This window comes from Rubrivirga sp. SAORIC476 (genome assembly GCF_002283555.1).
Classification (GTDB): Bacteria; Bacteroidota; Rhodothermia; order Rhodothermales; family Rubricoccaceae; genus Rubrivirga.
In genome coordinates this window covers 16,803-35,352 of sequence record NZ_MVOI01000002.1, presented here as the reverse complement: position 1 = coordinate 35,352, position 18,550 = coordinate 16,803, and the positions used below count along the sequence as shown (strand labels likewise).

20 protein-coding genes are annotated in these 18,550 nt (G+C 71.0%); 13 read left to right on the top strand and 7 right to left on the bottom strand.

The window, feature by feature from the left end; translation table 11 throughout:
* The first annotated feature begins 59 nt into the window (after positions 1-59).
* The 8 genes from B1759_RS00200 (at position 60) to B1759_RS19535 (ending at position 4,893) form a co-directional block, all read left to right on the top strand.
* The gene (locus B1759_RS00200; protein ID WP_143537210.1) at positions 60-626 is read left to right on the top strand and encodes a hypothetical protein; all 567 of its coding nucleotides are present in this window, start codon (positions 60-62) and stop codon (positions 624-626) included.
* A 104-nt stretch (positions 627-730) separates the two neighbouring features.
* On the top strand, positions 731-1,195 hold the full coding sequence (yiaA, locus tag B1759_RS00195) for an inner membrane protein YiaA (protein WP_095513014.1): 465 nt from the start codon (positions 731-733) through the stop codon (positions 1,193-1,195).
* Positions 1,196-1,240: 45 nt separating this feature from the next.
* Positions 1,241-1,747 (top strand): RNA polymerase sigma factor, encoded by a 507-nt coding sequence (locus tag B1759_RS00190; RefSeq protein WP_095513013.1) that lies wholly within the window; start codon positions 1,241-1,243, stop codon positions 1,745-1,747.
* A complete protein-coding gene (locus B1759_RS00185; protein ID WP_095513012.1) occupies positions 1,744-2,496 on the top strand; it encodes a zf-HC2 domain-containing protein in 753 nt (250 codons plus the stop codon). The genes B1759_RS00190 and B1759_RS00185 overlap by 4 nt, the downstream gene beginning before the upstream one ends.
* Positions 2,497-2,500: 4 nt before the next feature.
* Positions 2,501-3,046, top strand: coding sequence for a DUF4252 domain-containing protein (locus B1759_RS00180; protein WP_095513011.1), 546 nt, complete (start codon positions 2,501-2,503; stop codon positions 3,044-3,046).
* Positions 3,039-3,650 carry a DUF4252 domain-containing protein gene (locus B1759_RS00175; RefSeq protein WP_095513010.1) on the top strand — a complete coding sequence of 204 codons (612 nt, stop codon included), beginning with the start codon at positions 3,039-3,041 and terminating at the stop codon, positions 3,648-3,650. The genes B1759_RS00180 and B1759_RS00175 overlap by 8 nt, the downstream gene beginning before the upstream one ends.
* Complete coding sequence (locus tag B1759_RS00170) at positions 3,647-4,297, top strand: hypothetical protein (protein WP_198948700.1); 651 nt, start codon at positions 3,647-3,649, stop codon at positions 4,295-4,297. The genes B1759_RS00175 and B1759_RS00170 overlap by 4 nt, the downstream gene beginning before the upstream one ends.
* Positions 4,298-4,374: 77 nt before the next feature.
* The gene (locus B1759_RS19535; RefSeq protein ID WP_095513009.1) at positions 4,375-4,893 is read left to right on the top strand and encodes a hypothetical protein; all 519 of its coding nucleotides are present in this window, start codon (positions 4,375-4,377) and stop codon (positions 4,891-4,893) included.
* 16 nt (positions 4,894-4,909) lie between these two features.
* Here B1759_RS19535 and B1759_RS00160 read toward each other — a convergent pair whose 3' ends face one another.
* Complete coding sequence (locus tag B1759_RS00160; protein WP_095513008.1) at positions 4,910-6,910, bottom strand: thiamine pyrophosphate-dependent enzyme; 2,001 nt, start codon at positions 6,908-6,910, stop codon at positions 4,910-4,912.
* Between the two features lie 69 nt (positions 6,911-6,979).
* Positions 6,980-8,443, bottom strand: a complete 1,464-nt coding sequence (locus B1759_RS00155; protein WP_095513007.1) for a sugar transferase — start codon at positions 8,441-8,443, stop codon at positions 6,980-6,982.
* 121 nt (positions 8,444-8,564) lie between these two features.
* Between B1759_RS00155 and B1759_RS00150 the strand changes: the two genes are divergently transcribed.
* Both B1759_RS00150 and B1759_RS00145 read left to right on the top strand, forming a co-directional pair.
* Entirely contained in the window at positions 8,565-10,250 is a 1,686-nt protein-coding gene (locus B1759_RS00150) for a capsule assembly Wzi family protein (protein ID WP_095513006.1), read from the top strand.
* Positions 10,250-11,233 carry a phosphatidylglycerol lysyltransferase domain-containing protein gene (locus tag B1759_RS00145; protein WP_095513005.1) on the top strand — a complete coding sequence of 328 codons (984 nt, stop codon included), beginning with the start codon at positions 10,250-10,252 and terminating at the stop codon, positions 11,231-11,233. The genes B1759_RS00150 and B1759_RS00145 overlap by 1 nt, the downstream gene beginning before the upstream one ends.
* On the opposite strand, the gene B1759_RS00140 is transcribed toward B1759_RS00145, so the two are convergent.
* The 4 genes from B1759_RS00140 to rsmB form a co-directional block, all read right to left on the bottom strand.
* Positions 11,220-11,990, bottom strand: a complete 771-nt coding sequence (locus B1759_RS00140) for a hypothetical protein (protein ID WP_095513004.1) — start codon at positions 11,988-11,990, stop codon at positions 11,220-11,222. The genes B1759_RS00145 and B1759_RS00140 overlap by 14 nt on opposite strands.
* A gap of 4 nt (positions 11,991-11,994) precedes the next feature.
* Positions 11,995-13,062: a PorV/PorQ family protein gene (locus tag B1759_RS00135; RefSeq protein WP_095513003.1), complete on the bottom strand. Its 1,068-nt coding sequence runs from the start codon at positions 13,060-13,062 to the stop codon at positions 11,995-11,997.
* A 102-nt stretch (positions 13,063-13,164) separates the two neighbouring features.
* Positions 13,165-13,719 carry a DinB family protein gene (locus B1759_RS00130; RefSeq protein WP_095513002.1) on the bottom strand — a complete coding sequence of 185 codons (555 nt, stop codon included), beginning with the start codon at positions 13,717-13,719 and terminating at the stop codon, positions 13,165-13,167.
* On the bottom strand, positions 13,716-15,047 hold the full coding sequence (gene rsmB, locus B1759_RS00125) for a 16S rRNA (cytosine(967)-C(5))-methyltransferase RsmB (RefSeq protein WP_095513001.1): 1,332 nt from the start codon (positions 15,045-15,047) through the stop codon (positions 13,716-13,718). Before rsmB ends, B1759_RS00130 begins: the two co-directional genes overlap by 4 nt.
* 73 nt (positions 15,048-15,120) lie before the next feature.
* Here rsmB and B1759_RS00120 point away from each other — a divergent pair, with 73 nt between their 5' ends.
* Complete coding sequence (locus tag B1759_RS00120) at positions 15,121-15,357, top strand: hypothetical protein (RefSeq protein WP_095513000.1); 237 nt, start codon at positions 15,121-15,123, stop codon at positions 15,355-15,357.
* On the opposite strand, the gene B1759_RS00115 is transcribed toward B1759_RS00120, so the two are convergent.
* A complete protein-coding gene (locus B1759_RS00115) occupies positions 15,358-17,016 on the bottom strand; it encodes a BamA/TamA family outer membrane protein (protein WP_158225025.1) in 1,659 nt (552 codons plus the stop codon). It abuts the gene before it with no gap.
* 89 nt (positions 17,017-17,105) lie between these two features.
* Between B1759_RS00115 and B1759_RS19530 the strand changes: the two genes are divergently transcribed.
* Both B1759_RS19530 and mutY read left to right on the top strand, forming a co-directional pair.
* The gene (locus B1759_RS19530) at positions 17,106-17,381 is read left to right on the top strand and encodes a hypothetical protein (protein WP_158225024.1); all 276 of its coding nucleotides are present in this window, start codon (positions 17,106-17,108) and stop codon (positions 17,379-17,381) included.
* The gene (gene mutY, locus B1759_RS00105; RefSeq protein WP_143537209.1) at positions 17,381-18,538 is read left to right on the top strand and encodes an A/G-specific adenine glycosylase; all 1,158 of its coding nucleotides are present in this window, start codon (positions 17,381-17,383) and stop codon (positions 18,536-18,538) included. The genes B1759_RS19530 and mutY overlap by 1 nt, the downstream gene beginning before the upstream one ends.
* Positions 18,539-18,550 lie beyond the last annotated feature (12 nt).

Genomic DNA, 18,550 nt, shown 5'->3' with positions numbered 1-18,550 from the left:
GTCTACCTTGACGCCACACACAGCACGGCGTGACGCCGTGTCGCCGACACCGCATGCGCTTGCCGACCCGTTCTGGGCTTTGCCTGGCTCTCCTCATCCTCACCGTGCCGGTGACGGCCCAGCCGGTCGCCGAAGCTTCGCCACACGGGATTCCCCACGTCCTGGAGGTGCGCGCAGACGAGGTGGTCACGCGCCGGGACGTCCGCCTCGGCGTGGGCGCCGGGACCACCGCCGAGGCCGAGGCTTCGCTTACGGTGCGGACGTCCTTCCTGGGCCCCCTGTCGCTCCGCCTCGGGGGGACCGTCGGCCTGACGGAGTTCGGGGAGCCCGTGGTGGGCGGCTTCGCGCTCGGCCTGGGGGTGGAGCAGCAGCGCGGCGACGTGGTCAGTTCCCTCTGGGTGACGGCGTGGCGCCAGACGAGCGCGGGCCCGGTGCAGAGCGGAAGTCCGATCGGATCCGCCGACCCGCTGCCGATCGTGAACATGCTGTCGGTGGGGACGGAGTTGAGCACCGCGTTCGAGGCGCCCGTCGGCGTCTTCGGCGGCCTGCGCGCCTACTTCTGGGACGACCGCGTCGAGGGGACCGTCAGCGGAGTGGCTCGTGTCGGCACGCGGGTTCGATTCTGAGACGCGGGCAGCCTGGGGCAAACGCGCCGGGTCGAGATGGTGCAGATGAACCACGGCGGAGCACGCTCGCCCCGTAGAACGGGCCTCACACTCCCCGTTCTGCCATGGCTCCCGCCACCCTCCGCCCGTCCGTCCCCTTCGTCGCCGCGTCCTGGATCGCATTTCTGACCGGCGCCATCGCGTTCATGGTCGGGCTGACGAACGCCAAGATGATGCTCAACGAGCAGGGCTACTACCTGACGGTGCTCCTGTTCAGCCTCTACGCGACGGTGTCGCTCTCCAAGACGGTCCGCGACCGCGATGAGGGCCTGCCGGTCACCCCCCTCTACCTCGGGATGAGCTGGGTCGCGCTCGCCGCCGCCGTCACGCTCCTCGTCGTCGGCCTCTACAACGCCGACTCGTTGGCCCTGAGCGAGAAGGGGTTCTACGGGATGTCGTTTGTGCTGGGTCTCTTCGGAGCCATCTGCGTCCAGAAAAACGTCCGCGACCTCGCCGTGACCGACGCTGGGCCGGGGCGCGCGGATGCCACCGAGGAGGCCGATGCGGTTTTCTCGACCGGTCGGGTGTAACTCCCCGGTTCGGGGCCGCGTCGTTCGCATGCACCCCGCACCTCCATGTCGCCCGACGCCCTCGTCCGCCAGCACGCTGATCTCGTCTACCGAGTCGCGCTCCGCGTCACCGGGACGGCGGACGATGCGGCGGACGCGGCACAGGACGCGCTGGTCAAGGTGTGGCGCGGCATCTCGAACGTGGAGGCGTCGCGACACCGCGCGTGGTGTGCCCGCGTCGCCCGCAACGCGGCGCTCGATCTCCTCCGGCGCCGTTCGGTGCGCCCCGCACCCGGCCGGGCCGAGGCCATCGCCGAGCCCGAGGCCTCCGACCTCCTCCCCGACGACGCGGCCGAGGCGGGCGACCTCCGGGTCGAGTTGGCCCGTGCGGTCGGCTCGCTCGATGAGCCCTACCGCTCGATCCTCGTGCTCCGCGAGATCGAGGGGCTGGCCTACGCCGAGATCGCCGACGCCCTCGACCTGCCTCTCAACACACTCAAGGTTTACCTCCACCGTGCCCGCCGCCGCTGCCGGGCCGCCCTCCTCGCCTCCGCACCCGAGCTGGTCCCATGACGACCGACTGCCTCCGCCTCGACGACTACCTCGACGGCCGGCTCACAGAGCCGGATGCCGAGGCGTTCGAAACCCACACCCTGACCTGCACCGACTGCGACGCCGCGCTCGACGCCGCGAATGGCCTCGACCTGTCTCCCCTCCGGGAGGTCGCGTGCCCTCCGGCCGTGCTTGACGCCGCGTTGCACGCCGCCCGCCGAGCGCCCGACCGAGCGCCAGTGGCAAGCGCCCGACGGTATCGGTTTCGGCTACCGCTGGTCGCCCTCGCCCTCGCTGCGGTGGCCGTCCTGGCCTTCGGCCTCGCCCGCGTCCTGGCGTCTGGCGCCCCCGCTCCCGTGGTCGCCGAGCAGATCCTCACGCCTCCGATCGCCCCGCCTGGCGAGGCCCTCACGCCGGAGCCCGAGGCGCCCCCGCTCGCCGACACTCCAGAGCCCGCCGAGGCACCGGAGCTCGTGGCCCCTTCTCCGCCTCTCCCGGAGCCGACCGCACCGCGCCGCGCTCCTGCGGCTCCGTCCCCGGTCCCGGCCGTCGCGCCTGCCCCAGAGCCGGCCGACGCGCCTCAGGACGCCATCGCGCAGCGGGACGCTCAGCCCGAGGAGGACCTCTCCCCAGAGGCCGTCGAGGCGGCTCAACGGGACATCGCCCTCGCGTTTTCTCTCGTCGCTGAAGCCCAGACCCGGGCTGGCGACGCCATCCGTACCCGCGCCGGCTCCGTGTCGGAGACCATCGATCAGACCCTTCCTTTCTAACACCATGAACCCACTCCTTCTGGGAGCGCTCGTCGCGTTCGCCCTCGCCCCCGCCCTCTCGGCACAACCCATCTCGGGAGCCGACCTGGACGCCCTCTTCGACTCTGAGCCCCAGGTCGAAGTCAACCTCTCCGGAGCCCTGCTACGGCTGGCCGCTGCTGCCACGCGCGAAGAGGAGCCTGAAGCATCGGCCATGATCGAGGGCCTCCGCCGCATCACCATCCGCATCTACCCAGCGTCGCTGTCCGACCGGCCCCTCGCCATTCGCACGCTGGAGGGCATCGGCCACCGCTTCGAAGACGACGGCTGGCTGACGCTCGTCCGTGTCCGCTCGCTGCCCAACGACGACGACAGCGACGGCGACGTTTGGGTCTACGTCCGAGACGAAGGCGACATGTTCGGTGGGCTGGCCGTGATGACGGTCGACGAAGAGGACGAAAACGTCGTCTTCGTGCTCATCGACGGGCTGATCGACCCGGCGCAGGTCGGGGCGCTGACACGACGCTTCGGGAACGTCGACATCGACGTGTACGAGGGCGACGATGAGTAGCCGCATCGCGGTCCTGCTGCTGGCGCTCTCGTTGTCCGGCTGCGTGTCGATCGAGATGGGCCGCCTGGCCCGCGAGGTCGAGCAGGAGGTCGAGCGTGATGGATCGGCGGAGATCGGTCGCGGCTTCGCCGTCGCGTTCGGGGGCGGCACCATCGGCACGAGCCGCTTCCTGGGCCGCCTCGTCGCGCCCGAGTCCACCGAGCCGTACCGGCGCCTCAGTGCGTCGGTGCGGCAGGTGAAGGTGGCGCGCTACCCGCTCGTCGGCACCATCGACGGGATGCGGATGGCCCGCCCTTCACGCCTCGACGCCTACGAGGCCGACGGCTGGCTGCCCATGGTCTCGGCCCGCGACTCGGCGTCCGCCACGTGGGTGCTCTACCGCGAGGACGCCGAGGGCCTGCGCCTGACGGACCTGCTCGCGGTCGTCGTCTCCGACGAGGAGTTGGTCCTCACGCGCATCACCGGCGACCTGACCACGCTCGCCCTCGAGGCGTTCCGGGAGAGCATGGGCGACTCCATCCTCCGCGACGCGCTCGACGACTCGGGCGTCCTCCCCACCGAGGTGGAACCGGACGACGGCCCGCCGGTCGATGCCGGACCATGACGCATGCCACCTCGATCCTCGCCAGCGCTCGCAGCATCCCCGACTTGGCGGTCGGCGTGGTGGAGGCGGACTTCCCCAGCCCTCTGGGTGAGATCCCACCCCTGCCCTCCGTGACCGACGCCCTCCGTCTCGATGCGGAGGCGCCCCTCCAGCGCGAGCCTGACGTCCGCGCCGCGGTCCGGGACCTGCTCCGGCGCGACGGCTACAAGCCGACCGGACGGGGCAAGCCAGCCTCGGAGTACCTCGTCAAGGCCGCGGAGGGCGGGTTCCTCGGCTCCATCAACGTGGCCGTCGACGCCTGCAACGTGGTGTCGCTCCACAGCGGGCTTCCGATCTCCATCATCGACCTGGACCTCACGGCAGCCCCGCTGTCCATCGGCATCGGCGGGGCGGATGACGTCTACGTGTTCAACGCCAGCGGCCAGGAGATTCGACTGAAGGGACTGCTCGGACTCCGCGACGCTCACGGCTTCTGCGCCAACCCGGTGCGCGACAGTCAGCGGACGAAGACGCATGCCGGGACCCGCCGTACGCTCTCGGTCGTCTGGGCGCCGCCCGCTCTCGCCGGCCGGCTGGCAGAGGCCGTGACGTGGCACGCGCGCCTCCTCACCGAGTCCGGTGCCGAGGTGAACGTGGTGGAGACCTGACCAGAAACCGACGCGGTCGTCAGCGAGGCAAACACGGTTCGCGGTAGGTTCCACGACCTGGACTCACCCTCTCGACCATGTCCCAACGCGTCCCACTCCTCGTCCTTCCTGCGCTCCTGGCCCTCGGCGCCTGCGGCGATGCCCCGAGCGGCACCGTCGACGCACCCTCCGACGTCACTCCGGTCGAGGCCGCCGCCCCAGCCGACCCGACCGTGTACACCGGCACGCTCGCAGAAGGTGACGAGACGCTGGAAAGCGGGGAGTATCTCGATTCCTACGAGGTCGTGGTTCGCGAAGGACAGTGGCTCCGTGTCGAGGTCGTCTCCGCAGACATCGACCCGTACCTGCTCATCCTCAGCCCCACCGGCGAGCAGACCGACGTGGACGACTCCGCCGCGGGCAACACCTCCATGACCAAGGCCGTCGTCGAGGCCGAGGAGTCCGGCGAGTGGACCGTCGTGGTGACAAGCTACGAGGTCGGAGAGACCGGCGACTACGAGGTGACGCTGGAGGTCTTGGACACCCGCCCGGACGATGCCCACGAGGGGCGTCAGGTCACCGAAGAGGACGTGGCGGACGACGCCATCGACACGTAGGGTCAGGCCGCGACGGTCAGTACGCGAGCGTTCGGCGGACGACCTCTGTCAGGCGCGCCTGCGCCGAATAGACCTCCTGCTCGATGGCCTTCGAGAAGGCGATCGGCAGGTCCGCCCCGCCCACACGGGCGGGGGGAGCGTCCAGCGCGGCGAAGGCCGCCTCGGCCACCTCCGCGGCGATCTCGGCCCCGAACCCGCCGGTCCGGGCCGCTTCGTGCAGCACGACCAGTCGGTTCGTCTTGCGCACCGAGGCGAGCACCGTCTCCCGGTCCCACGGTACGAGCGTGCGCAGGTCGACGACCTCCAGGGCGACATCCTCGCCCGACAGGCGGTCTGCGAGCGCGAGCGCCCACTGCACCCCGACGCCCCACGTGACGAGCGTCAGGTCCGCGCCCGGGCGGACCACGGTGGCCTCTCCCAGTGCGACGCGGTGGGGACCCGTCGGTACCGGGCCGCGGAGCGACCGGTAGAGCGCCTTGTGCTCGAAGACGAGCACCGGATTGTCGTCCTCGATGGCAGACCGGAGCAGCCCCTTGGCGTCGGCCGGCGTCGAGGGGACCACCACCTTGAGGCCGGGGATGTGGCAAAACCAGGCCTCGGGACTCTGGCTGTGGAACGGTCCCGCCCCGATGCCGCCCCCGAACGGCGCGCGGATGGTCACCGGCACCGCCGTTCCCCAACGGTAGTGGGTCGTGGTGAGGTTGTTGGCGATCTGGTTGAACCCGCACGTGATGAAGTCCGCGTACTGCATCTCGACGACCGGGCGAAAGCCGTCGATGGCGAGGCCGAGCGCGCACCCGAGCGCTCCGCTCTCGATGATGGGCGTGTTGCGGATCCGCTCCGCCCCGAAGCGCTCCAGGAAGCCCGCCGTCACCTTGAAGACGCCCCCGTACTCCGCCACGTCCTGCCCCATGAGGACCGTCGTGTCGTCGGCGTCGAACGCATCGCGGAGGCCGTCGCTGAGAGCGTCGATGAAGCGGACGCCGTCGTCCACCGGGCTCGACTCGAAGGTGGACTGTGGACGCGCCGGGGCGTACAGGTCGGCGTGCTCGTGCTCGGTCGTGGCCGTCACCTCAGGCTGCGTGAGCGCCCACTCGGCGACCGCCTCGATCTCCGCCTCGATTTCCGCGTCGATGGCATCGAGAACGTCGACCGCGACGCCGAGGTCGGCCAGGCGGGCTCGGTAGCGGTCGACAGGGTCGCGGGTCTCCCACTCGGCGATGAGTGCAGGAGGGACGTACTTGGTCCCGCTGGCCTCCTCGTGGCCTCGCACCCGGAAGGTCTTCATCTCCAGCAGCGTCGGCCCCTCCCCCGACCGGGCGCGGACGACGGCAGCGCCGACACTTGCAATAACGGAGTCGAGATCATTGCCATCCACCACCACGCCGGGCATCCCATAACCTGCCGCGGCATCGGCGATGTCCGTGACCGGAAGTGCGTCGGCGGTCGGCGTCGAGAGCCCGTAACCGTTGTTCTCGACGACGAAGATCACCGGGAGCGACCAGACCGCGGCCAGGTTCAGCGCCTCGTGGAAGTCGCCCTCGCGCGTCGCGCCCTCGCCCGTGAAGGCGACCGCGACGGCGTCCTCGCCGCGCAGTCGTGACGCCAGCCCGAGGCCGTCGGCGACGGGCAGCATGGCCGCGAGGTGCGAGATCATGCCTACGATGCGACGCTCGGGGAGCCCGAAGTGGAAGGTGCGGTCGCGGCCTTTCGTGAAGCCTCCCTCCCGCCCCATCAGCTGGCAGAAGAGTGGGCGCAGCGGCACGCCGCGCGTCGTCCAGACGCCCAGGTTGCGGTGCATGGGCAGCAGCCAGTCCCGGTCCTTGAGCGCGAGCGCGCACCCGACGGCGATGGCCTCCTGACCGTACCCGCTGAACCACTTCGAGAGCCGGTTCTGGCGGATGAGCCGGAGCATCTTGTCCTCGACGGCACGCGGGACGCGGAGCGCCCGGTAGCGGGCAAGAAGATCGGCCTCGGCCACGCGGGTGGCGGAGTCGACGGACGGGGCGACGGACATCGAGTCGGGGGGAGACACCCGAAGGTAGCCAGCAGGACGGAGCCGTCTCCGAACTTTGACCGCGGTGCCCTACCGCCCCTCTCCTGCCAGCGCCGTGCGGATGGTCCGGAACAGGATCTTGGCGTCCAGGCTCAGACTCATCGTTTCGATGTAGAACAGGTCGTACTTCAGCTTCTGGCGGACATCGTCGAGGTCGGTGTCGTACCGCCACTTGACCTGCGCGAGCCCTGTTACGCCCGGCTGGATGCGGTGGCGGCGGCTGTAGAGCGGGATTTGATCTGCGAGTTGCTCCACGAAGTACGGCCGTTCGGGACGGGGCCCGACGAGGCTCATCTGGCCCGTGAGCACGTTCCAGAGCTGCGGGATTTCGTCCAGGCGCAGCCGGCGCAGAATCCGGCCCACGGGCGTCACGCGGGTGTCGCCGCGCTCGGCCCAGACGGGGCCCGTGTGGCGCTCGGCATCGTCCACCATCGTCCGGAACTTGAGCATGGTGAACGGGCGCCCGAGGCGGCCGACGCGCGTCTGCCGGTAGATGGCTGGCCCCGGTGAGGTCGCGCGGACCAGCCCGCCGAGGATCAGCCAGAGGGGAGCCCCGACGACGAGGATGAGCGCGCTCACGATCACATCCACGATGCGCTTGGTCCGCCGCTCCCAGGCCGGCATCGGCTCTGGGAGCACCTCGATGAGGGGAAGCCCGTAGGTGTGCTCCGTCCGCGCCATCCCGCCGATGGCGGCATAAAAGTCGGGGACGAGCTTGAGCGTGACCGGCTTGCCGTCGCACACCCGAAGCACCTCGTCCAGCATCGCGTGGTCCTCGGTGCCCAGAGCCAGGATCACGTCCTGGACGAGGAGCCGGTCGATGAGCCCGGGCAGTTCGGCCACGGCCGCCTGGGGTGCCCCGGCGGCCGTCACCTCGATGGCACCAGCCGGGAGTGCATCCCCTCCGGGGAAGCGCTCGGAGATCGTCACCGGTCCGTCCTCTACCAGCACCGGCACCGCCGAGCGGTCTCGCAGGCGGACCGCGCCGACGATCTCGATGTTGGCCGCCGGATACCGCGCGAGGTCGTGGTAGAGCGTCTCGACACGGTCCGACCAGCCCACCACGATGGCGCGGTGGCGGCCGTAGCCGCGCACCACCAGCGCACGCTGCACCGCCCGCACCGCGAGCCGGATCGTCCCGACGGCGCCAAACTGGGCGAGAGCGTAGAGCCCGATGGCGGTCCGCAGTTCGCTGGCCTCCAGCCGGTCCACCACGAGCCCGAACAGCAGGGCGAGGCAGCCGAAAATCACCACCTTGACCAGCGTCGCCAGTTCGTCGAGGCGGCCCCGGGCGTAGCGCTCGGCGTAGAGGCCGGAGAACGCGAAGAGCAGCACCCAGGCGAGCACGAGCAGGCTCTCTCCGAGGACCTGCGACCCCAGCACCGTGGGGATCCAGTCCCAGCCGGGCGCACCCCAGACCACCGCCCCCAACACCGCAGCGGTGGCGAGGGCGTCCCCGAGGACGAGAGCCAGAATCTCAATGCGACGAGACAAGCGCGGCGGGCAGGAAACGCGTAGCGAAAGAGTCTCGGGGCAGATCGGGTTGGGGACAGGGCGAAAGTAGACGCCCCCTCGAGGGAGCGCAAGGGGCAATCGCCGGTCGATACCTTGCCGCATGCGTCGGCTCGTCGGGCTTCTCTCCTTGCTCCTCCCTCTCGGGGCGATCGCCCAGCCGGAGATCGTCCCGGCCGAGCACGCCGTGTACGACTGGATGGCCGACCTGCGCGTCGCAGGCACGTTGCCGGAGTACCGGCACGAAACGATCCCGGTCGACCGAGCCGCGGTCCGGCGCCATCTCGACAGTCTCACAGTGCGCGAAGACCGGCTGCCCGCGTCCGGTCGGTTCTGGCTCGCCGAGTACCGACGCGAGTTTTTCGAGCCGCTGGACGGCGTCCACAGCTACGTCGGCGACGGGGAGGCGCGGTGGCAGGACGCGAGCGCCGAGCGCACGCTGGGGTACTTCCGCGACGACGACTGGCGGGTCTCGATCTGGGGCGAGGGCGCCATCGAACACCGAGGCGTCGGGGACGTCAGGACGCCTGGGCGGGTCGGATTCGCACCCCTCGTCCGCATCGGCACCGGACGCAGCCGGAGCGCCCGGCTCACATTCGAGGCGAGCTACCGGAACTACATCGGGCTCTACACGAGCACGCTTTCGGGCACCATCACGGACGGCGCCAGGGACGTGCTCGCGGCCGACCCGGCGCTGGCGTCGATCTACTACGTCACCCGGGACCCGTCCAACATCCCAGGCGACTTCGACCGGACGAGCGCGTCGCTGCGCGTCGTGGGGGGGCCGTTCTCGGCGGAGATCGCCAACGAGCGACTCCGCTACGGCGCTTCTGTCGACGCTCCCCTCGTGCTGGGCGACCACGCCGACTACCTCCCGTTCGTCCGCCTCGGGCTGCGGACGCGGAGCGTCACGGTAGAGGCGGTCCACGCAGCCCTGAGCATCCCCTCGCAGTTCGTCATCGACGAGACGGACGGGGGCGACCTGTTCCTCGACAGCCCCGAGCGGTACCTCACTGTTCACCGGCTCGAAGTCCAGCCGACGGGTTGGTGGACCTGGGCGTACACCGGCATGGTGGTGTACGGGCGGCGCGGACCGGAGATCGCCTACCTCAACCCGCTTTTTCCCGTCAAGGCGGCCGAGCACGCGCTCTACGACCGCGACAACACCCTGTTCTCGCTCGAAACGACCGTTCGCCCCGCCCGCGGCGTCGAGGCCAACGCCACCTGGCTCGTTGACGACCTCGCGACTGCGACGCTCGGAGACGGCGACTACGGCAACAAGTGGGCGATCCAGGCCGGATTGAAAGCGACCCTGCCCCGCACCGGCGCGACGCTCTTCGGGGAGTACACCCGCATCGAGCCGTACACCTACTCCCACCGGTTCCGGGAGGACGGGGTCTACTTCAACGGCTACACGCACAATGGCCTCGGCCTCGGCCATCCCCTCGGACCCAACGCCGACCAGTGGCTGGCGGGCGTGAGCGTCTGGCTCCCGTTTCGCGCCCGCGCACGCCTCTCCGGCCGGTACGTGCGGAAGGGCGAGAACCCGATCGACCCCAGTACCGGTGTCGTGACCCAGGTCGGCGGCGACGAACGGTATGGCGAGGCCCCCGAGGATGGGCAGAAGACGTTCCTCTCCGGCGACCTGTACCGCGGCGCGGGCCTCCGTGGCCTCGTCGAGGTGGAGCCCGCACGCGGCGTCGCCCTCCGACTGTATGCGGACCGTCAGTGGTGGCAGGGCCGCGCGGCCGAGACGTTCCTGCGGGTCGGGCTCTCCGTCCGGCCCTGATGCCAAGCCTCCAGACGTGGACCGGCCCGCTCGGCGTGACCATCGACTACACCGAAATCCAGTCGTGGGGACGAGTTCGGGTCGCGGCAGGAGGTCCTTCCGGGCCGACGCCCCACCGTCCGGCCGCCGCCGCCGCGTTCGAGGCGCAGGCGCGGGCTGACAGGTGCCGCGTGCTCTGGTTCGGGGTGGAAACCCCCGAGGACATCGCACCGAACCGGCCGTCGCTCGTGATCGGAGCGGAGCCGGTGTGGGGCGCCGGCCGGTGGCCCGCGATGGTGACCCGAAAAGCGTCGGTGAGGGCGCAGATCCGACGGGCGGCCAACAAGGGAGTGACCATCGAGCCGTGGAGCTCTGACCGCGTCCGCGCGTCCGCCGAACTCCGCGCCGTCCTGGCCGACTGGCTCGCGCGACGCGGCCTCCCGCCGATGTCGTTCATGGCCGACCCGTTCGTGCTGGACGCTCCGGGCGACCGTCGGTTCTGGGTCGCGACACGAAACGACCGGGCCATCGGGTACCTGGCGCTTCGACCGGGGGACGAGGTGTTCGTCGAGTGGATCATCCAGCGGCGAGAGGCACCGAACGGCACCGCCGCGTTGCTGCTCGACACGGCACTCCGGGACTCGGGATGCCCGGCGTTCACGCTCGGCATGGTGCCCCTCTCCACCCATGCCCCACTGTCCGACACGGCGCCCTCGCTGCTCGTGCGCGGGCTCCTGACGTGGACACGCGCGCACGCGACGCGCTTCTACAACTTCGGCGGACTGGAGCGCTTCAAGGCCAAGTTCGTCCCCGACCGCTGGCGCCCCCTCCACCTCGTGACGACCGGACGCCCGATCTCTGTGTTCACGTTTCACGACGTCGCCGCCGCGTTCGCCGCGCCACGGGCTCCGACCCGCTTCGTTGGCCGAGCGCTGCTCGATGCCGCAGCCCACGAGATTCGCGACGCTACCGAGGCGGCCAGGGACTGGCTCAGTTCGCGCTGAAGCGGAAGGTCGCGTTCGTGGTCTGGTTCACCTGGAGCGCGTTGGAGGGCAACGGCTCGGCCCGGCACCGCGAGAGCAGCCCCTCCACCTGGGATTGCAGGGCCGCGTTGCGGCTCCCCGACACTCGGGCGGCTGCGTACGAGCCGTTGGGGCGGAACGTGATGGCATACACCACCTGACCCTGGATACCACCGAACGGGGGCGTCGGGCAGGTGTAGGACCGGTTGCCGAACTGGAAGCCGACCTCGGCCGGGGCGTCGCCTCCGGACCCGTTGCCGGACCCCTCAGCCGAGCCCGCGGTGGGTGAGTCGCCCTGGGAGGTGCCGGTGCCCGTCGTCGGGCGAGGCTGCGTAGGGGCCGTCGGAGCGGGGTCCGGACGGGTCGCGCGGGACGGCGGGTTGGGCCGAGTCGGACGAGCGTTGTCGCTCTGGACCGGGCGCGGAAGGGGCGGCTCGGCGCGCGGCGGCGTCGGGGTGCGCTCCGGAACTCGGACGCGCGTCGGGGCGGGCGGGGTCGGGCGCTCCGGCTCTGGCTGGGTCATCGACTCCGACGAGGACCCCGCCTCGGCGCGCTCCGGCGGACCGGTCATCACTGGGATCGTCGGCGCCGGGCCGAACTCGATCTCCGTCAACTGCGGCGGGAAGTCCGGGTCGGTGGCCTCCGGGGGGACCGAGAGGCCGAGCGCCAGCAGCAGGAGCACGACGCCGTGCAGCGTGACGCTGAGGATGAAGCCGTCGCGGTCGTCAGAGGACACCATGGGATTAGCGGGGGGACGCGCCGAAACGATACGCCAGCGAGACGCGATGCGAAAAGCCCAGTTCGCTGGTGACGCCCCCGAAGTCGCCAAAGCCGTAGTCGATAGCGAGCGCACCCAGTCGGACCCCTGCGCCCACCGACGGTGTGATCTGGGTCCCGAATCGCTCGCTCGTGGTCACGTCCGAGAGTCCGGCCCGGAAGGCGAGCAGGTCGCGGAACGTCAACTCGGCGCCCACGCGTGGCCGGAACGAGACCCCACCCGCGTCCAGCACGTAGGCCGACTGGCCGTCGAAGCCGAGGTCGAGGTCCGCGGCGGCCGTCAGGCCGATGTCGTCGGAGAGCGGGATCTGAGTGGAGGCGCCGAGGCGCGCGAGCGGCAGCACCAGTTCGGTGAGCCCCACCGGGCGGCTCGACGAGTCCACCTCGGCGAACCGGTCGGCGTCCACGGACCAGGACTGGACCATGCCGGTCGCGTCCTGCACCATCAGCCCGAGGCGGACGCGCCCGAGGTCGAGTTGCGCGCCCACGTCGAGCGAATACGCCCACGCGCTCGCGAAGTCGCCCACGCCGCGCCGGATCACCTTGGCGGACGCGCCGAGCGACAGCTTGTCGCCGACGCCCCGCGCGTAGGACACGAACAGCGCGTTGTCGGCGGCCGAGAAGAGCGTGACGTCGTCCGGGTTGATCTGGCCGGTCGCCGGGTCGTAGGCGTCGAGCGTGTTCGCAATGTCGTCCACGGCCGAGCGGATGAATGTGACGCCCAACGTCGAGCGGTCGGACAGCGGGTAGGCGCCTGCGGCGTAGTCGAATGCGACGGCGCCGTCGAAGCGCTCGGCGTGCATGTATGCGACCTCGGGCGTCCGCACCGCGTCCAAACCGGAGACGTTCCAGTAGCCCGCCGTGACGTCGTCGGCGTGGGCGATGTAGGCCCCGCCCATCCCGAGGGCGCGGGCCCCCACCCCGGCCGCCAGGTAGTCGGCACCGTACTTGACGACGGTCTGGGCCGACGCCGGAAGGACGAGCGACAGAAAGACGAGAGCGGCCAGCCAGGTGCGGCGCGGCGACAGAATCATGGAGTCAGAAGAGGACGACGTACCAGGATGCAGACGCGCGAGGTGGCTTGCGGAGGGGAACGGGACGGAAGATCGGTTCGTGCCGCGCTCGCGACAAGGCGTTCAGGCGGCCCCCTGTGTTGCAGCGACGGCCCGCTCCGCCTGTCCGACGTGGCGGAGACAGTGCTGGCCCATCGCCTCCAGGAAGACGCCGAGTTGGAACCGCATCAGCTTCAGGAACGGCGAGCGGATCTTGATGGCCGCCAGGTCCAGCCCGTCCGCGGCCTCGACGACGGCGACGTAGCGGTCGATGTCCTCGCGGAATCGCGTCAGCGAGCGGTCCAGGTCGATCTCCGAGACCAGTCCGGCCGTCTCCGGCGGCTTCATCGCCCCAGCGGTCGGCATCGCGCGTGTCCCCGGGCGGAGCATGTCCACGAACTTCCTCCCCGCCCAGCCATAGCGGAACGGCCCCGTGCCTCGCGGCGCGTTGGGATCGGCGACGGCGGCTTCCAGGGCCGGCAGGTAGCCCTTCGCGATCGTGTTGAGGTGCACCACGCACTCGCCAACCGACCACGACGACTCGGACGGCTTGGCGTTGTACGCCTCATGCGTCATGCCATCCGTGAGGGTGAGCAGGCGCTCACGCGCCTCGATGTAGGCGGCGGCGAGATCGGTCATGGGTCGGAGCGGCGGAGGCGAGCGGCAAAGGCGCCATCTGTCCCGTGGACGTGAGGCAGCGCGCGATAGACGTCCCCGTCGACGAGCGCAGCCGGAACGAGGGTCCCCACCGGGTCGAGAGAGTAACCGGGGTGGCGCGCGAGGAAGGCCGTCACCCGGTCGTCGTTTTCCTCCGCTTCCACAGAGCAGGTCGAATACACGAGCACTCCGCCGGGGCGAACGTGCGCCGCGGCAGCGTCCAACAAACGGTCCTGCAGGTCGGTCAACTCGGCGAGGGCCTCGGGGCTTCGGCGCCAGCGAAGATCGGCGCGCTTGCCGAGCACGCCGGTGCCGGAACACGGCGCGTCCAGGAGAACGCGGTCGTATGCACCGTCCCCATCCCACGTGGTCAGGTCTGCCTTCACCGGCCGGATGCTGGAGAGTCCGTGGCGGCGAGCAGCCCCAGCGATCAGCCCCACCTTGGCCTCGCTCACGTCCAGGGCAGCCACTTCCCCGTCGTCGCCCATTCGCAGCGCCGCGTAGACCGCCTTCCCCCCCGGAGCCGAGGCCGCATCGAGGACCCGCTCGCCTGGCTGGGGGGCGAGGACGTGGACCACGAGCCCGGCCGCGACATCCTGCACCGCGACCGTCCCCTCGTCCAACAGCCCGGAGCGCAGAATGGGCTGGAGCCGGTCCACCTCGACGAAGTCGTCGGCCCAGGGAGAGGGGCTGGCGGTCACGCCGAGGTCGGCGAGTCGAGCGGTCACGGCAGCGCGGGCGTCGGCGCCGCCCGTGAGGCGGAGGGTGAACGTCGCCGGGGCGTTGCTCGCCGCGAGAAAGGCACGGGTGGCACCCTCTCCCCACGCGTCGAGCCAGCGGCGGACGGTCCAGGTCGGGTGAGAGAACCGGACGGCGAGGTCGTCGGCGAGGTCGCCCGAGGCGGGCTGGGGGAGGGTCCCGGCGCGGCGGGCGCGGTCGAGGGCGCGGAGGACGCCGTTCGTGAGGCTGCCTGCCCCCCTGTGCAATACGGCCTTGGCGGTCTCGACGGCCTCGTTGACGGCCGCATGGGGAGCCGTCTCGCGGATCAGGAGGTCGTACGCGCCGATCCGGAGCACCTGAAGCAACTCGGGGTCGAGGTCCTGGAGCCGGCCACGGACGAACGCCGCCAGCACGAAGTCCAGCCAGCGCTTCTGCCGCGTCACCCCGGCCACGAAGTCGACCGCGCGGCGAGACACCTCGGGCGGATGGGAGCCGTCTGCGAGGCGGGCGACGTGTGCGCCGTCGTCCTCGACGCGGAGCAGGCGCTGGACAGCGAGGAGGCGGGCGGTGAGGTCCGGGGCGTCGGGCATGCCGAAAGCTAGCCGCGCGGACCCTCCGCCCCGGCGCCTCGTACGGATCTCCCCTTCTCTTCTCCCCCCTCTCATGGCGACCTGCGACACCTGCGGCAACGACTACGACCGCGCCTTCACCGTCACCCTCCACACAGGCGAGACGCTCACCTTCGACTCCGTCGAGTGCGCCGCTCAGCGCATCGCGCCGACGTGCGCCCACTGTGGCGTCCGCGTCCTGGGCCACGGGCTGGAGGCAGGCGCGGCCGTCTACTGCTGCGACCACTGCGCGAAGAAGGCTGGCATCACGGGACTCAACGACAGCGTCTGATCACAGCCCGACCTGGAGGCCGACGTGCACCTTGCCGCGCGTCGGCCCGAGGTCGGGATTGAGGGCGTACGTGACCGTCGCGAGCCCCAGGGCCGTCGTCACGCGGAGTCCTGCCCCATACCCGAGGAGCGTGCGGCGCTCGGCCCCCACGCCGGGGCCTGCGGGTCGGTCAAACCCACCCGCGTCGGTGAAGGCGAACACGTATGACGCGTCGTCGAACCGCACCCGATACTCGGCGAGGGCGCGGAGCGCGGACCGGGCCAGAAACTGATCCTCGTCGTATCCGCGAAACGACGCCGCACCACCGAGGCGGATGAGGTCGCCCTCGTCGATCAGCCCGTCCAGCCCTGCCTGCTGCTGAGTCACCGTCGCGTCGGCGCCGAAGACGAGTCCCTGCTGGGCGACCGTCGGGACGAAGATGCGTCCGCGGACGGTCAGACGACGACGGCTACCGGGTCCCGTCCCAAGCCTGTCGCCACCGCGCCGCCCCTGCTCGGCGAGCACATCGAGGGCGATCCCCCGTCGTGGTGTCCGGGGTCGGTCCAGCCGCGCGAACGCGATCCCGACGCCGACCAGCACGTCGTCGGTCCGACGCACGCGCGGGCGCCCGTCCACCAGGGTCGCGCCGTAGGTGCCCGGGCGAACCGCTTCGCCCGCGAGCGTCGCGACCAGGTCGAGCGTCGGGTCCAGCGCGTACCGCAGCGACACCGCGACGCGCTGGCGGGCCAGCGTCGAGTCGCGCGACGCTCCCTCGAACGCGAGGCCGACACTAAGCGGGCTGCCGAGCAGGAAGGGGTCGGACACGGCGACCGACACGGCCGAGGCGAGACCGGGCGTTCGCTCCAGGGACGCGCTGGCCGCCCGCCCACCGCCGAACAGGTTGCGCAAGTCCACGCGACCGTTCCCGACCACGCTGCCCCCACCCTCGCCCGTCGGTGGCAGGTAGCCCAGCACGACATCGAACGCACCCGGCGGGGCCTCCACGACGGGCACCTGGAGCAGCAGGCCACCGTCCTCGGCACGTGCGAGTGTCGGCTGGCCGACTTCAAGGTAGAGGCCGGTCGCGTCGAGGCGACGGCGGACCTGCCCCAGGTCGATCTGCGACGGGGGCGTGGGCTCGGTCAGTCCCGCCCGGCGTGACGCGAACGCCCGCGACGGGGACCGCGCGCCGACGAGTTCCACGCCCACCACCTCGGCCTCGGGCCCCTCGTCGACGCGGACGACGATGGCCACCTCCCGCCCGCCCGAAGCGATCTGGAGGTCAGGCACGAGGCGGGCCTCCACACGCCCGAGGCGAGCATACCGGGAGGCCGTCCGATGCAGGTCCTCGCGAAGCGCCCGCAGGTCGAAAACGCCTCCTTCTCGGCTCTGCCAGTCCGCCATCGGATCCGAGAGCGCCGCGCCACCCACCAAACGCAGCGACTCGATCCGCGCGCGGGGGCCTGCCCACACGAAGGCTGTGTCGGCACGGGTCGAGTCGAGGCGCGCGGTCAGAAAGCCTCGCGCGGACAGCGAGTCGAGCGCCCCCTCAAGAGTCGAGGCACGGGAGACGCCTGTGGAGTCCGCCGTGACGACGGTCCAGGCCGCCTGTGCGCAGACCGGCGCGCAGAACGCGAGGAGCCCGGCGAGCGCGAGCGCCCGTGGTACCTTTCGCCACACCGCGCCTCCGTTCCGTGCTCGCATTTCGGTTGGGACTCCTCGTCTGTGCCCTCGGCCTCGCGCCGACGGCCTCCGCTGAACGCGCCCCGATGGTGCGCTCGTCTGAGCAAGCTAGCCGCGCCGACACCCTGCGATACTCGGTGCGCGCGGGCGAGACCCTCATCGTCTCGTTACCCGCTCGCGCGGGCGGCGACGAGGTGACGTACGAGATCGACGAAGCCCCCGCGCTCTCGTGGCTCGTCGACCGCTCCTTCATGTGGCGCACGCTCGCTCGTGAGCGCGGCACGCTGCCGGTCCGCCTCCGCCGCCTCGTCTCCGGCCGCGCCGACGGCGAGGTGGTCCTGCTCGTCGAGATCACCGGCTGATGGCCGACGCGGAGGACGGGCTCGACGTCGCGCTGTGCGCAGCAGACACCGCGGAGGTTCGTCAGGCCTTTCAGGACGCGCTGCCCGCGTGGTTCGACGGTGCTCGCCGCCCGATGCCCTGGCGCGAACCCGGCCCCGACGGCCGACGCGACCCGTATCGGGTCTGGGTTTCGGAGATCATGCTCCAGCAGACACGCGTCGAGACCGCGATTCCCTATTTCGACCGCTTCATCGAGCGGTTTCCGTCCGTCGCAGACCTGGCCGTGGCCCCGCTCGACGACGTGCTGAAGCAGTGGGAAGGACTGGGGTACTACAGCCGGGCCCGCAACCTCCACCGAGCCGCACAAGGGGTGGTCGCCGAGCACTCCGGCGTGGTCCCCTCTGAAGAAGCCGCTTTTCGTGCGCTGCCGGGCGTCGGCCCCTACACCGCTGCGGCCGTGCTGTCGCTCGCGTTCGATACCCCGCTCGCTGTCCTCGACGGCAACGTGATCCGCGTCCTGACCCGTGTCTTCGGCATCCAGGCGGACGCGCGGAGCGGCAAGACCCGTCGCCGACTCCAGGAGCTCTCGGATGCACTCCTCGACAGGTCGCGGCCGGGACGGTGGAACGAGAGCGTGATGGAGCTCGGCGCGACCGTGTGCACCCCCCGGTCGCCCGCCTGCCCTGTCTGCCCGCTGCGGGCGATCTGCGCCGCCGCGTCACTCGGGACGCCCGAAGCCTTCCCTGTCGTCTCGAAGCGGGCACCCGTCCCCCACCACACCATCGCCGTCGGACTGGTGACCGACGAGGCCGACCGACTGTTCATCCAGCGCCGCCCCGAGGACGCGATGCTGGGGGGGCTGTGGGAGTTTCCCGGCGGGAAGGTCGAGCCGGGCGAAACCCTCGAGGAAGCCTGTGCACGAGAAGTGCGCGAGGAGGTCGGCCTCGATGTCGCTGTCGGCCCCCCTGTGGCGCGCGTTGAGCACGCCTATTCCCACTTCCGGATCACGATGCACGCCTTTCGGTGTCTATACCAGGGCGGCTCACCTCGGACCGAGAGCGGCGAACCCTGGGCCTGGGTCGCCGTGGACGACCTCGACAGGTACGCGTTTCCTCGTGCGAACGGCCGGATCATCGAGGCACTTCGGGAGCAGGTCCGCGCTCCCCGGTTGCTCTAGCGAATCCCCCGC